Annotated in this window: 12 protein-coding genes; 3 read left to right on the top strand and 9 right to left on the bottom strand. The window is 68.7% G+C overall.

Annotated elements, in window-relative coordinates; genetic code table 11:
- Positions 1 to 33: 33 nt before the first annotated feature.
- Both ACFVJ5_RS24655 and ACFVJ5_RS24650 read right to left on the bottom strand, forming a co-directional pair.
- Positions 34 to 732 (bottom strand): response regulator, encoded by a 699-nt coding sequence (locus ACFVJ5_RS24655; protein WP_358064823.1) that lies wholly within the window; start codon positions 730 to 732, stop codon positions 34 to 36.
- Positions 729 to 2,282: an ATP-binding protein gene (locus ACFVJ5_RS24650; protein ID WP_379223447.1), complete on the bottom strand. Its 1,554-nt coding sequence runs from the start codon at positions 2,280 to 2,282 to the stop codon at positions 729 to 731. Before ACFVJ5_RS24650 ends, ACFVJ5_RS24655 begins: the two co-directional genes overlap by 4 nt.
- A 98-nt stretch (positions 2,283 to 2,380) precedes the next feature.
- Between ACFVJ5_RS24650 and ACFVJ5_RS24645 the strand changes: the two genes are divergently transcribed.
- A complete protein-coding gene (locus ACFVJ5_RS24645) occupies positions 2,381 to 3,745 on the top strand; it encodes a cation:dicarboxylate symporter family transporter (RefSeq protein WP_379223445.1) in 1,365 nt (454 codons plus the stop codon).
- A gap of 72 nt (positions 3,746 to 3,817) precedes the next feature.
- Here the strand turns inward: ACFVJ5_RS24645 and ACFVJ5_RS24640 are convergent, their stop codons facing one another.
- The gene (locus ACFVJ5_RS24640; protein WP_378993511.1) at positions 3,818 to 4,036 is read right to left on the bottom strand and encodes a DUF4287 domain-containing protein; all 219 of its coding nucleotides are present in this window, start codon (positions 4,034 to 4,036) and stop codon (positions 3,818 to 3,820) included.
- A gap of 72 nt (positions 4,037 to 4,108) precedes the next feature.
- Complete coding sequence (locus ACFVJ5_RS24635) at positions 4,109 to 4,525, bottom strand: DUF4267 domain-containing protein (protein WP_379223444.1); 417 nt, start codon at positions 4,523 to 4,525, stop codon at positions 4,109 to 4,111.
- Between the two features lie 109 nt (positions 4,526 to 4,634).
- On the opposite strand from ACFVJ5_RS24635, the gene ACFVJ5_RS24630 reads away from it, so the two are divergent.
- Entirely contained in the window at positions 4,635 to 5,222 is a 588-nt protein-coding gene (locus ACFVJ5_RS24630; protein ID WP_378632549.1) for a TetR/AcrR family transcriptional regulator, read from the top strand.
- 123 nt (positions 5,223 to 5,345) lie between these two features.
- The gene (locus ACFVJ5_RS24625; protein WP_379223442.1) at positions 5,346 to 6,815 is read left to right on the top strand and encodes a phytoene desaturase family protein; all 1,470 of its coding nucleotides are present in this window, start codon (positions 5,346 to 5,348) and stop codon (positions 6,813 to 6,815) included.
- Here ACFVJ5_RS24625 and ACFVJ5_RS24620 read toward each other — a convergent pair.
- The 5 genes from ACFVJ5_RS24620 to ACFVJ5_RS24600 form a co-directional block, all read right to left on the bottom strand.
- The gene (locus tag ACFVJ5_RS24620; RefSeq protein ID WP_379223440.1) at positions 6,806 to 7,759 is read right to left on the bottom strand and encodes a cation diffusion facilitator family transporter; all 954 of its coding nucleotides are present in this window, start codon (positions 7,757 to 7,759) and stop codon (positions 6,806 to 6,808) included. The two genes, ACFVJ5_RS24625 and ACFVJ5_RS24620, sit on opposite strands and share 10 nt — an antisense overlap.
- Before the next feature lie 170 nt (positions 7,760 to 7,929).
- Positions 7,930 to 8,844 carry a cation diffusion facilitator family transporter gene (locus ACFVJ5_RS24615; RefSeq protein WP_379223439.1) on the bottom strand — a complete coding sequence of 305 codons (915 nt, stop codon included), beginning with the start codon at positions 8,842 to 8,844 and terminating at the stop codon, positions 7,930 to 7,932.
- 148 nt (positions 8,845 to 8,992) lie between these two features.
- A complete protein-coding gene (manA, locus tag ACFVJ5_RS24610; RefSeq protein WP_379223437.1) occupies positions 8,993 to 10,210 on the bottom strand; it encodes a mannose-6-phosphate isomerase, class I in 1,218 nt (405 codons plus the stop codon).
- On the bottom strand, positions 10,210 to 11,430 hold the full coding sequence (locus ACFVJ5_RS24605) for a tobH protein (RefSeq protein WP_379223435.1): 1,221 nt from the start codon (positions 11,428 to 11,430) through the stop codon (positions 10,210 to 10,212). The genes manA and ACFVJ5_RS24605 overlap by 1 nt, the downstream gene beginning before the upstream one ends.
- A gap of 136 nt (positions 11,431 to 11,566) precedes the next feature.
- Positions 11,567 to 12,946: a phosphomannomutase/phosphoglucomutase gene (locus ACFVJ5_RS24600; RefSeq protein ID WP_379223434.1), complete on the bottom strand. Its 1,380-nt coding sequence runs from the start codon at positions 12,944 to 12,946 to the stop codon at positions 11,567 to 11,569.
- Positions 12,947 to 12,982 lie beyond the last annotated feature (36 nt).

Raw genomic sequence — 12,982 nt, 5'->3', positions numbered from 1 at the left:
GCCCGCCCGCGCTGGACGAGCCCTCGTGCGTGCCTAGGTGCTCGCACGCCAGCGGTAGCGGGTCTTCGGCCGACCGGCACGGCCGTAGTCGGCGCGACGCTCGGCCAGTCCGTCGTCGGCGAGCTTCTCGAGATACCGCCACGCCGTGATCCGCGAAACACCGACGGCCGCAGCGGCATCGGTGGCCGTGATGCCGGATTCGGTCGCGCGCACCGCGCGTGACACCTCCTCGAGGGTGTGCTGGACAACGCCTTTCGGCGCACCGGCCTTCTGGTCGGCGGTGCGCAGCGCACCGAGCGCGCGGTCGATGTCGTACTGCGACAGCGCCGCCTCGCCCGCGGGCAGCGCGGTGTTGAAATCGCGGTAGCGTTCCAGCTTCTCGCGGAACGCGGCGAAGGTGAACGGCTTGAGCAGATACAGCACCACACCGTGCGCCACCGCGCTGCGCACCATGTTCAGCTCGCGCGCCGAGGTGATCGCGATGACGTCGGGGCGCGGCTGGAGTCCGTTGAGCGCGGCGGCCACATCGAGGCCGCTGATGTCGGGCAGCCCGATGTCCATCAGCACCAGATGGAACGGATTGCCGTCGGCGATCGCCTCGGCCGCCACCCGCAGCGCGTCGCGTCCGGTGTGGACGACCCCTCCGGTGACGAAACCGTCGAGCCGTTCGAGATAGGCCCGATGTGCCTGGGCGATCAACGGCTCGTCCTCGACGATCAGGACGCGGATCATGGTGTCTCCCTCAGCGGAATGCGAACGATGACCGCGCTGTGTGGTGCGGCCGTGGTGGTGATGGTGCCGCGATGTCGATCGACGAGGCGGTGCACCAGAGCGAGGCCGAGGCCCGCGTGGTCGGATTTGGTGGTGTAGCCGCGTTCGGCGGCACGCGAGAACATCTGGGCCGACATGCCGGGTCCGCTGTCGGACACCTGGACCCACAGTGCGCCGTCACGATGACACACCGACACCTCGACGCGCTTGTCGACGGTGCCCGCCGCCGCGTCGATCGCGTTGTCGATCAGGTTGCCCGCCAGGGTGACGGTCTCGTGCGCCGACAGCGGATCGGTGGAGTCCAGCGCGGTGTCCTCGCTGATCGCCAGGCTCACGCCACGCTCGGCGGCCTGGTCGACCTTGCCGAGCAGCAGCGCGGCCAGCGCCGCGTCGCCGACGGCGGCCAGCAAACGGTCGATCAGCACCTGCGAGAGCTGTAGCTCCGCGGTCGCGAAGGCCACCGCTTCGTCGGGGCGGCCGAGCTCGACCATGGTCACCACGGTGTGCAGCCGGTTGGCCGCCTCGTGCGCCTGAGCGCGCAGCGATTCGGCGAAGCCTCGCACCGAGTCGAGCTCGCCGAGCACCGCGCGCAGTTCGGTCTGATCGCGGATGGTGAGCACGGTGCCGATCTCGCGGCCCTCCCAGCTCACCAGATCCTGGTTGACCAGCAGGATGCGGTCGATGGTCACGTGCGTCTCGTCGCGCACCACGCCCCCGCTCATCTGTTGCAGCGAGACCGGTAGGTCGGTGCGCAGGACCGGACCGTCGGGCAGGTCGAGCAGGGTGCGCGCCTGATCGTTGACCACCTCCGCGGCCTCGGATTGGTCACCGAACACCACCAGTCCCTCGTGGACGGAGTGCAGCACCGCGTCGTGGTGCTCGTAGAGCGCGCGGAGTTCGTCGGGGGCCAGACCGTGGGTCTGGCGGCGCAGCCTGCGGCTGATCAGGAACGACGACAGCGCGGCCAGCGCGAGACCCATCGCGGCGACGCCGAGGATCAGCGGCAGCTGGGAGGCGACCTGGGTGCTGATCTTGGCTCGGGTGACACCCGCCGAGACCAGCGCGACCACCCGGCCGTTGTCGTAGACCGGGGTGACCGCGCGGATCGAGGGACCGAGGGTGCCGGTGAAGGTCTCGGTGAGGGTCTGGCCCGCCAGGGCGCCGTCGATGCTGCCGACGAACGGCTTGCCGATCAGGTCGGGGTTGGTGTGGGTGTAGCGGGTGCGGTCGGGGGCCATCACGACGATGAAGTCCATGCCGGTGGCCGCCCTGATCCGCTCGGTGGTCGGTTGCAGCAATCCGCTCGGGTAGGGCGAGTTCACCGCGGCCAGGGTCGACGGCGACCGCGCCACCGTGACCGAGACGTCCCTGACCTGCATTTCCGCGGCCAGATCGTGGTCGCGCCTGGCATCGAGCACGGCCAGGATCGTGCCGATGGCGATCAGCAGCGCCAGCACCACCAGCTGCCATACGAAGGCCTGCCCCGCGAGCGACAGTCGTCCTCGTCGCACCTCTTGCCTCCGACCTGAATTTCTCGAACGTTATGCACAGATATGAACCTTATGGACCAAAGTGACGGCCGTCACAATAGTTGCTCATGCTCGTCGGCATGAGTGATACCACCGCAGCGCGGAAACGCGACCATACCCACTGGCTGTACATCGCGGTGATCATCGCCGTCGTGGCCGGCGTCGTTGTCGGCCGGGTGGCCCCGGAATTCGGTCAGTCACTCGCGCCGCTCGGCACCGTGTTCGTGAACCTGATCAAGATGATGATCGCACCTGTCATCTTCTGCACGATTGTCCTCGGCATCGGTTCGGTGCGCGCGGCCGCGACCGTCGGCAAGGTGGGTGGCCTGGCCATCGGCTATTTCCTCGCGATGTCGACGGTCGCGCTCGGCATCGGGCTCGTCGTCGGCAATCTCATCGATCCGGGCGAGGGCCTGAACGTCGGCGCCACCGGAGCGGGCGCGAAATACGCCGATCAGGCGCACAGCGCGGGCGGCACGTGGGACTTCATCCAGAACATCGTGCCGACCACGCTCGTGTCCTCGCTCACCGCGGGCAGCGTGCTGCAGGCACTGTTCGTCGCGCTGCTGGTCGGGTTCGCGGTGCAGGCGATGGGCGAGGCGGGCGCACCGATCCTGCGCGCGGTCTCGCTGGGCCAGAAGCTGGTGTTCCGGATCCTGTCGATGATCCTGTGGCTGGCGCCGATCGGCGCGTTCGGCGCGATCGCCAACGTGGTCGGACGCACCGGCTGGTCGGCGGTGGTGCAGCTGGGGACGCTGATGATCGCGTTCTATCTGACGTGCCTGGTGTTCGTGTTCGGTGTGCTCGGCGTGATCCTGCGGATGGTCTCGGGCGTCTCGATCCTGAAGCTGTGCCGCTACCTGTCGCGTGAGTATCTGCTGATCGTGGCGACGTCGTCGTCGGAGTCGGCGCTGCCGCGACTGATCGCGAAGATGGAACACGCGGGAGTGGAGCGCACCACGGTGGGTGTTGTCGTCCCGACCGGGTATTCGTTCAACCTCGACGGCACCGCCATCTACCTGACAATGGCCTCGATCTTCATCGCCGACGCCATGGGCAAGCCGCTCGCGCTCGGTGAGCAGTTCGGCCTGCTGCTGTTCATGATCATCGCGTCCAAGGGTGCCGCGGGCGTCACCGGCGCCGGTCTGGCCACCCTCGCCGGTGGCCTGCAGAGTCATCGACCCGACCTGCTCGACGGCGTCGGCCTGATCGTCGGTATCGACCGCTTCATGTCGGAAGCCCGTGCGCTGACCAACTTCTCGGGCAACGCGGTGGCCACCCTGCTCATCGGGACCTGGACCAAGACCGTCGATGTCGACCGGACCCGGCGCGTGCTCGATCGTGAGCTGCCGTTCGACGAGGAGACGATGGTCGACGACCACGTCGACGAGCATCCCGTCGACATCACGAAACCTGTTCCGGCGCAGGTGGTCGACGCGCAGTGAGACAGTCGAAAGGCCCCGCGACGAGATCGCGGGGCCTTTCGACGGCGTCGGATCGTTCAGATCCTGGACCGGCTAAATTCTGGACCATTTGCCGGGGTTGAGGTGGAACTGCACCAGGGCGGTGGCGTGACCGTGGCCGAGGCCGTGTTCGGACTTCAGCCAGGTGACCAGGGCTGTGTGCCCGGTCGGCTCGGCCGCGTCGAGCAGGGCGAACCACTCGTCGACGGTGCGCCCGTACTTGGTCTCGATGGTGGGGAAGTAGGACGCGGGTCCGTGCGGCGCGTTCGCCATGGTGGTTCCTCCTCGACGGTTGTTCGTTATCGGTGCAGACGGTGCGGCCGGGCGGAATTCATCGCTGATGGGTTATGCCGCGACGAGCGGGCGTTCGGTGGTGCTCACCCGGCGTTCGCGGATCAGCAGCACGCCGGCGAGCGCGACGAGGACGGCGGTGAAGCCGTGGACGCCGAACGCGGTGGCGGTGGAGCCGTGCCAGCTCAGGACGGTGGCCATGTCGCCGAACGGTGTGAGCGAGGTGGCCAGCATGGCGACGCCGAGCGCGAAGCGCTGCTTGGTGGCCAGCAGGCCGAGGATCACCAGGCCGCTCACCACATCGCGGACGCCCTTGAGGTTCAGGAAGGCCACCGCGTCGCCTTCGGGTACGGCGGGGAGGCCGAAGCCCGCGGCCGTCATCTCCGGGGCGAAGAGGTAGTTGATGCCGACGTAGATGATGAAGATCCCGCCGAGCAGGGAGAGGGCGGTGGCGATGCGCGAGGTGGTCATGAGGTGCTCCTGAATCTTGTTGCTTGCTCTGAAATCTAGCGGCGCTAGGTGTTGAGAGAACTATAACCAGAGCCTCGCTATCTTGTCTAGCGCTGCTAGAATTTCGAGCATGAGCACCCAACAGCGCAAGGAACGCGAACGCGCCGAACGGCATCAGCGGATCATCGACACCGCGCGCGAGATGGCCGAAGCGGAAGGCTGGGACGCGGTCACCATCCGCAAACTGGCCGACCGGATCGAATACAGCCAGCCCGTGCTCTACAGCCACTTCGCGAACAAGGCGGCCATCGTCGGCGCCGTCGCCCTGCAAGGCTGTGTCGAACTCGCCGAGCAACTGAAGCAGGCCCGCGAGGCGGCGACCACCCATTCCGAGGTGATCGCCAACGTCGCCCGCGCCTACCTCGACTTCGCCACCGCCAACCCGGCCCGCTACGACGCCATCTTCCAGCAGAAGACCGACCTCAACTTCGGCCTCGACGCTCCACAGCCACTACGCGATGCCTTCGCCGGCCTGGAAGCGATGTTCTCCCCTTACGCCGAGGGCGACGATCTGGGCGCCCGCACCGAAGTGGCCTGGGCATCCCTGCACGGCCTGGCCACCCTCGACCGCGGTGGACGACTACGCCCCGAACTGCGGGAACGCCGCCTCACCCTGCTGGTCGACGGGACCAGCGAGGCGACCGCCGATCCGGCCTGAGCGAGGCGATACCGCGTCGAACCTGCCGGGTGACCCAGCGCACCTCGACGGGCTCGTCGCTCCGCGTAGGTTGGAAGCAACGACGCAGGTCGGCAGAGCGGGGCGAGGGCGAAGGGACGGCGGATGGCGGAAGTCGTAGTAGTGGGGTCGGGGCCGAACGGTCTTGCCGCGGCGGTGATCGCCGCTCGCGCCGGGTTGTCGGTGCGGGTCCTCGAAGCGCAGGAGCAGGCGGGCGGCGGCTCACGCACGGCCGAGCTGACACTGCCCGGATTCCATCACGACATCTGCGCGGGCGCGCATCCGATGGCGTTGGCATCACCGTTCTTTCGTGCGTTCGACCTCGCGGCACACGGCGTCGACCTGCTCACCCCGACCGTCTCCTACGCGCATCCCCTCGACGGCGGCATCGCCGGATTGGCGTGGCGCAACATCGAATCCACCGTCGCCGACCTCGGCCATGACGGTCGGCCGTGGCGGAACCTGTTCGCGCCGCTGGTCGAGCACTGGCCCGATGTCGTCGACCTGGCCATGTCGGATCTGCGGCACCCGCCACTGCGCGTCGGCACCGGCATCAAGTTCGCCACCCGCCTGCTCGAACAGGCGTCGCCGCTGTCCGACAACCGCTTCACCGGTGACGTCGCGCCCGCGATGTTCAGCGGGGTGGCCGCCCACGCCATCACCTCACCGCGCGCCTTCCCCGCCGTCGGCGCGGCACTGCTGCTCGGCACCCTCGCGCACGCGGGCGGCTGGGTGATCCCGCGCGGTGGCAGCCAAGCCATCCCGAACGCGATGATCGCCGAGATCGAACGCCTCGGTGGCGAGGTGCGCACCGGGCACCGGGTCGACGATTTCGCCGAACTCGCCACCGCGCGCGCGGTGCTGTTCGACACCTCGCCCGCCGAACTCCTGCGCATCGCCGGGGACCGGCTGCCCTCGCGATACCGCAACAGCCTCGGGCGTTTCCAGTACGGCAATGCCGCGTGCAAGGTCGACTTCGCGCTGTCGGGACCGGTGCCGTGGGCCGCGCCGGGCGCCGACCTGGCAGGCACCCTGCACCTGGTCGGCACCAGGGCGCAGGCCGTGCACGCCGAACATCAGGTCGCCACGGGCACTTTCGCCGATCAACCGTTCGTGCTTGCTATCCAGCCCGGCGTGGTCGACCCCACCCGGGCGCCCGAGGGACAGCACACCCTTTACACCTACGCCCACGTCCCCAACGGCACCGATCGCGATATCAGCGACCAGGTCATCGACCAGGTCGAACGTTTCGCGCCCGGTTTCCGCGACCTGATCCTGGCGAAACACGTGACACCGGCGGCCTTCATGCCCGCGCACAACGCCAACTACATCGGCGGTGACATCTCGGCCGGCGCGATGACCACGCGCCAGACCCTGTTCCGGCCGCTGGCTCGCTGGAACCCGTACTCCACCCCGATTCCGGGCACCTACCTGTGCTCGTCGTCGACCCCACCGGGTCCCGGCGTCCATGGGATGCCGGGCCTGCACGCGGCGCACCACATGCTGCGCAACCGATTCGGCATCGTCACCGACCCGCTCGACCTGTTGCGCGGCGAGGCGCCCGCCTACCGGTAGGGCCTCATCGGTGCGTCGTGGACCTTGTCGGGCTCGAACACATCGGGCTCGAGGTAGATCGTGCACGTGTTCGGCACGGCGACGTGAATACGGTCGTCGGCGGCGTCGATCACCTCGGCGACCTGGGTGATGTCGAGGCCTGCGTGCAGCGCGATCTTGGCGTTGATCAGCAGATCCTGGGGCCCGAGGTACTGGGTCTGCATCCGGATCACGCGCTCGATCCGCGGATCGGCCAGCAGCGCCGACCGAATCGCGGTGTCGTCCTTGGCCGTCGCGCCCTCACCGATCAGCAGACTCTTGGTCTCCACGATGAGGATCACCGCGTTCACGCCGAGCAGGAGTCCGATGAACAGCGTGCCGACGCCGTCCCACACCGCGTTTCCGGTGAGCACCGACAGACTCACCCCGGTCAGGGCGAACAGCAGACCGATGATCGCGCCCGCGTCCTCGAGCAGCACCACGGGCAGTTCGGGATTGCGGGTGTGGCGGATGAAATGCCACCACGAATTCTTGCCCTTCAGCGGTGCCGACTGCTTGCGCGCGGTATGGAAACTGGCGCTTTCCAGCACCAGTGACACCCCGAGAATCCCGATCGCGACCCAGGCCGACACGATCTCCTCCGGGAACCGGATCTTGTGGATCGCCTCGTTGATCGCGAACAGCGACCCCATCACGAACAGGACGAGCGCGACGACGAACGAATAGAAATACCGATTGCGCGAATACCCGAAGGGGTGCAGCGTGTCCGCGGGCTGGTCGGCCCGATTGCGGCCGACCAGCAGCAACGCCTCGTTGCCGGTATCGGCCACCGAGTGCACCGCCTCGGCCAGCATCGCCGACGAGCCGGTGATGAACGCGCCGATGAACTTCGCGACCATGATCCCCGCGTTCGCCCCGAGCGCGGCGAGGATCGCGATCTTGCTGTCTCCACCTTGCTCGGCCATATCGGAACGCTACCGCCAACACCGAGCCACGCACCGACCTCAGCACCGTGTCGTCGGCCCCGACGTTCTCGGCGCGCCTCCGCCTCTGGACTGAGTGGAGGGTGCGACGAAGGAGTGCCCGGAGGGAGGGAAGAGGCGGAGTTAAGCGCCGAGAACCGCGGCGCCAGCCGCTATTCAACTCTGTACAGGTCGGGTTCCAGGTAGATGAGGCGGGCGGTGGGGACTGCTGCGCGCACGCGCATTTCGGCGGCGTCGATGGCCTCGGCGACATCGGCGATGTCCAGGTTCGGCGCGAGCGCGACCTTGGCGGCAACCAGCATTTCGTCCGGGCCCAGGTATTGGGTCTTGAGGTGGATCAGCGAGGTGATCTTGGTGCCGTCGACCAGATTCTCGCGAATCGCGCGACCCTGTTCAGGGGTGGCGCCTTCACCGATGAGCAGGCTCTTCATCTCGATGATCAGCACGATCGCGATGACGCCGAGCAGGATGCCGATGGACAGGGTGCCGATGCCGTCGAAGATCGGGTCGTCGGTGACCATGGTGAGCCCGACGCCGCCGAGGGCGAGCACCAGACCGATCAGCGCGCCGGTGTCCTCGAGCAGCACTACCGGCAGCTCGGGGCTGCGCGAGTTGCGGATGAACTGCCACCAGCTCGCAGTGCCCTTGAGCGGCCTGGATTCGCGCACCGCGGTGAGGAAGCTGTAGGTCTCCAGGCCGATCGCGATCACCAGGATCACGACCGCGACGATCGGCTGACTCAGCTCCTCGGGATGCTGGACCTTGTGGATACCCTCGTAGATCGCGAACACCGAACCGAGGGTGAACAGCACCAGAGCCACGACGAACGAGTAGAAGTAGCGGTTGCGGCCGTACCCGAACTGGTGCAGTTCGTCGGCGTCCTTGGCGGCGGCGCGCTGCCCGAACAGCAGCAGGCCCTGGTTCGAAGTGTCGGCGACCGAGTGCACGCCCTCTGCCATCATCGACGCCGACCCCGTGATGAACGCGCCGACGAACTTCGCCACCGCGATCCCCGCGTTGGCCGTCAACGCCGCGAGGATCGCCTTCTTGCCACCACCAGCCGACATGCCGGCCCGCCCTTCTGTTCACTGAACACGACTCGCCACAGCCTAATCGGACACAGGCGCGAACCGGTCATCAGTCCCGCGCGGCACGGTCGCGGCTGATGCGGAGGCTTCGCCTGATCGGACGGAGAGACGACAGTGTGTGCCGGTATCAGTTGTCGCCGACGCAGGCGCTGAACAATTGGGCCGGGCCGCGCAGCGCACGCGCCTTGATGTCGGTGTCGGCGGCGGAAATCCAGGCCGCGCTGCCCCGTTCGACGATGAGCGTGTGCCCGTTCTCGGAGAGCTCGAGCGTGCCCGCGGTGCACAGCACGATGCCGGGCCCCGCGTCGGCGAGCACGACCGGCTCGTCGTCGGCGCCGAGGTCGAAGCGGCACAGGGCGAATTCCGGTGCGGGCGTGCGGTATCGGATACCGCCGTCGCCGCCGGGTTCGGGTTCGATCACCGGCAGGTCGATCGGCTCGAAGTCCAGCACCCGCAGCAGTTCGGGCACGTCGACGTGCTTGGGGGTGAGCCCGCCACGCAACACGTTGTCGGAATTGGCCATGATCTCCACGCCCACCCCGCGCAGGTACGCGTGCAGATTGCCGGCCGCGAGGAACAGGGCCTGGCCGGGCTCCAGGGTCAGCCGGTTGAGCAGCAGCGCGGCGAGCACACCCGCGTCGCCGGGGTAGACCTCGGCGAGTTCGAGCGCGGTGCGCACCTCGGCGGTGAACTCACGCGCGCCCTTGCCCGACAGGTAGGTCACACAGCCCTCGAGCACCGTGGGCAGCAGCTTCGACAGCGCGGCGGGCGGCAGCGTGATCCAGGTGGTGAACAGGGTTCGCAGACCGGCCGAATCGGGCTGGGCGGCAAGCAGTTCGGCGTATATGTTGAGGCCGGGCACATCCAGCGCGCGCAACAGGTCGACGGTGCGGTGCGGATCGCGGAACCCGGCCAGCGCCTCGAAACGCTCCAGTGCGACAACGAGTTCGGGCTTGTGGCTGTCGTCGCGGTAGTTGCGCAGCGGCGAATCAAGTGCCACGCCGGTGCGGTTCTCGCGTTCGAAACCGGCACGCGCCTGCGCCGAACTCGGGTGCGCCTGCAGCGAGAGCGGCTCCTCGGCGGCGAGGATCTTCAGCAGGAACGGCAGCCTGGCGCCGAAAGTGTCGGCCACCGTGCCCAATTCGCCCGCCGGGTCGGCGATGAGGACCTCGAGCAGTGAGCGTGTGCCCGAGTCGGTCCGCACGTGCGCGGGATCGGCCGGGTGCGCGCCGAACCAGAGTTCGGCTTCGGGATGGGCCGATGGCACCGGCCGTCCGCACAGCTGAGCGAGCGCGGTGCGCGACCCCCATGCGTAAGAACGCAGCGCACCAACGAGTTCCTGCACTAGTAGCGTCCCCCGTCGTATCGATCCGGTTCGGGCGCGGCGGCACCGCGCGCACCGGTGAGTCGAAGATAGGCCGCGGCCATGTCGAGCCGCAGCGCGAGCACCGCGAGCTGCTCGAGTTCGCTGCCGTGCCCGCCCCCTGCGGCGGAGTCGGCAGCGGTGCGTTCGATCGCGGGCGCGGCGCCGGGGTCGGCGAGCTGGGATTGCAGCACGTCGACATCGGCATGGACCAGATCGGCGTCGACCAGGCCCGCGCCCGCGCCTTCGAAGACCGCGAGCTTGCGCCGGGCGGCGGCCTGATCGGGATGCACGCTCAAGGCCAGCACCCGGACCCGGTCGACCGGTGCGGGACCGTCGAGTTCCTCGTCATGGAACAGCGGATCGAAGCCGGGCGCGGTGCCGCCGGTGGCAGCGGCCAGGCGCCCGACCGCGGCGACGGCGTCGGCGAGATCGGCGGCCGAAGCCAACCGGCCCGCGGACTGCAGCAGCACCTCGGCGCCGTGACCGGCCAGTTCGACCGCGGCGGGCGAGTCGCCCGCGAGGACGACACCCACACCGTGCATCCGCGCGGCGAGGGTCTTGGCCGGGTTGTGGAAGACCTCGTTGGTCGGGCCGTCGCGCAGCGCTTCGGCATCGAGCATGTCGGCGAGCGCGGTGAGATCGGGCGTGGCCGGGCCGCTGCGCTGGGCGTCGACCCCACGCAGGACGGCGATGCCGACGGCGAGGAACCGCAGCAGCCGATTGTGGTCGAGAACGGGCACCCTCGGTTCGAGCACGATCGCGCGACCGGCGGCGACCGCGCGCAACGGACCCTCGTTGGGCGCGGCGATCACCACCTCGGCGCTGCGGCGCAGGGCACGGTCGACGGCGTCGATCAGCCGCGGGTCGCCCGCGTCGTCGCCGGCCACCAGGACCACGTCCAACGGGCCGACCCACGGCGGCAGCGCGGTGACGGGCACGATCGGCAGCCCGGCCCGGTCGCCGAGCGTGGCGACGAGCAGTCCGGCCGCGCGCGCGGCGCGACCCGATCCCGCGACCAGCACCAGGCTGCGCGGGCGCAGGTCGGAGAGCCGTTCGATGAGCGAGGTTTCGGCGACCGCTGCCGCGGTGGCACGGACCTGCGCGCCGCCCGAGGCCGCCGAACGCAGGGCGCCGCCGGTGTCGGCCGCCGCCAGCGACTCGGCATCGTCGAGGTCGAATACCGGTGTTCCAGCGATCATCGCCGAATCCACCTCCCCTCATCGCGCTGTGTCGTCTGTGACTCCACTATTCCAGCCGGGCACCGGCAATGCTCGTGATCTGCCGTCGCCGAATACCGGGCATGTGATTCCACGGGTACTGGTTTCATCTTCCCAGTCAGGCGCGGACGATGCTCAGGATCTCGGTCACGAGTGCGTTTACATCGTCGTGCGATCCGGCCTCGACATTGAGTCGAAGCAGCGGTTCGGTATTCGAGGCGCGCAGGTTGAACCAGGCGTGGTTGCCCAGGTCGACCGTGACGCCGTCCATCCGGTCCACCGACTCGGTGCGGTCGGCGAACGCGGCGAGTACGGCGGCGGTGCGGTCGGCGGCGTCGGCGACGGTCGAGTTGATCTCGCCCGAGGCGGCGTACACGTCGTAGGCGGCCATCAGGTCCGAGACCGTGCGCTCGCCCTCGCCGAGCGCGGCCAGCACGTGCAGCGCGGCCAGCATGCCCGAGTCGGCGCCCCAGAAATCGCGGAAGTAGTAGTGCGCCGAGTGCTCGCCACCGAACACCGCGCCGGTCGAGGCCATCTCCTGCTTGATGAACGAGTGCCCCACCCGCGTGCGCACCGGCTTGCCGCCCAGCTCCTCGACCAGCTCGGGCACCGCGCGCGAGGTGATCAGGTTGTGGATCACGGTCGCGCCCGGCTCTTTGGCCAGCTCACGCTGCGCCACGATCGCCGTGATCGCCGAGGGCGACACGGGCTCGCCGCGTTCGTCGACGACGAAGCAACGGTCGGCGTCGCCGTCGAAGGCCAGGCCGATGTCGGCGCCGCTGGACCGCACCAGCGCCTGCAGGTCGACGAGGTTCTTCGGATCGAGCGGGTTGGCCTCGTGGTTGGGGAACGAGCCGTCGAGTTCGAAGTACAGCGGCACGATCGTGATCGGGCCGAGAGTGCCGAGGACGGCGGGCACGGTGTGGCCGCCCATGCCGTTGCCCGCGTCGACCGCGATGGTGAGCGGGCGGATCTCGTCGAGGTTCACCAGTTCACGCAGGTAGTCCGCGTAGTCGGCGAGCAGATCGGTGCTGGTCGCGGTGCCGGGCGCGCCGTCGTAGGCGGGCACGCCCTCGATCACCTCCGCGGCGATGGTCGCCAGCCCGGTGTCCTGTCCGACGGGCAGCGCGTTCGCGCGGCACAGCTTGATCCCGTTGTACTTGGCCGGGTTGTGACTGGCGGTGAACATGGCGCCGGGACAACCGAGCTTGCCCGAGGCGAAGTAGAGCTGGTCGGTGGAGGCCAGACCGATGTGCACCACATCGAGGCCCTGGGCCCGCACACCCTGCGCGAACGCCTCGGACAGCGCGGGGGAGGACTCGCGCATGTCATGGCCGATCACGACGCGGGTGGCGCCTTCTTCGCGCATCAGACGAGCGAAGGAAGCGCCGACATCGCCGACGAACGCCTCGTCGATCTGTTCGCCCACCACCCCGCGGACGTCATAAGCCTTGATCACGGCATTCACGAGTTCGCCAGAGCGCGCGAGGGTCGTCATGTGGCTAACCCTAGCGGGCTGCACCGACTCTTCGGG

The sequence above is a fragment of the Nocardia sp. NPDC127606 genome, from assembly GCF_042671725.1.
Classification (GTDB): domain Bacteria; phylum Actinomycetota; class Actinomycetes; order Mycobacteriales; family Mycobacteriaceae; genus Nocardia.
This window is presented reverse-complemented; position numbering and strand designations above follow the sequence as displayed.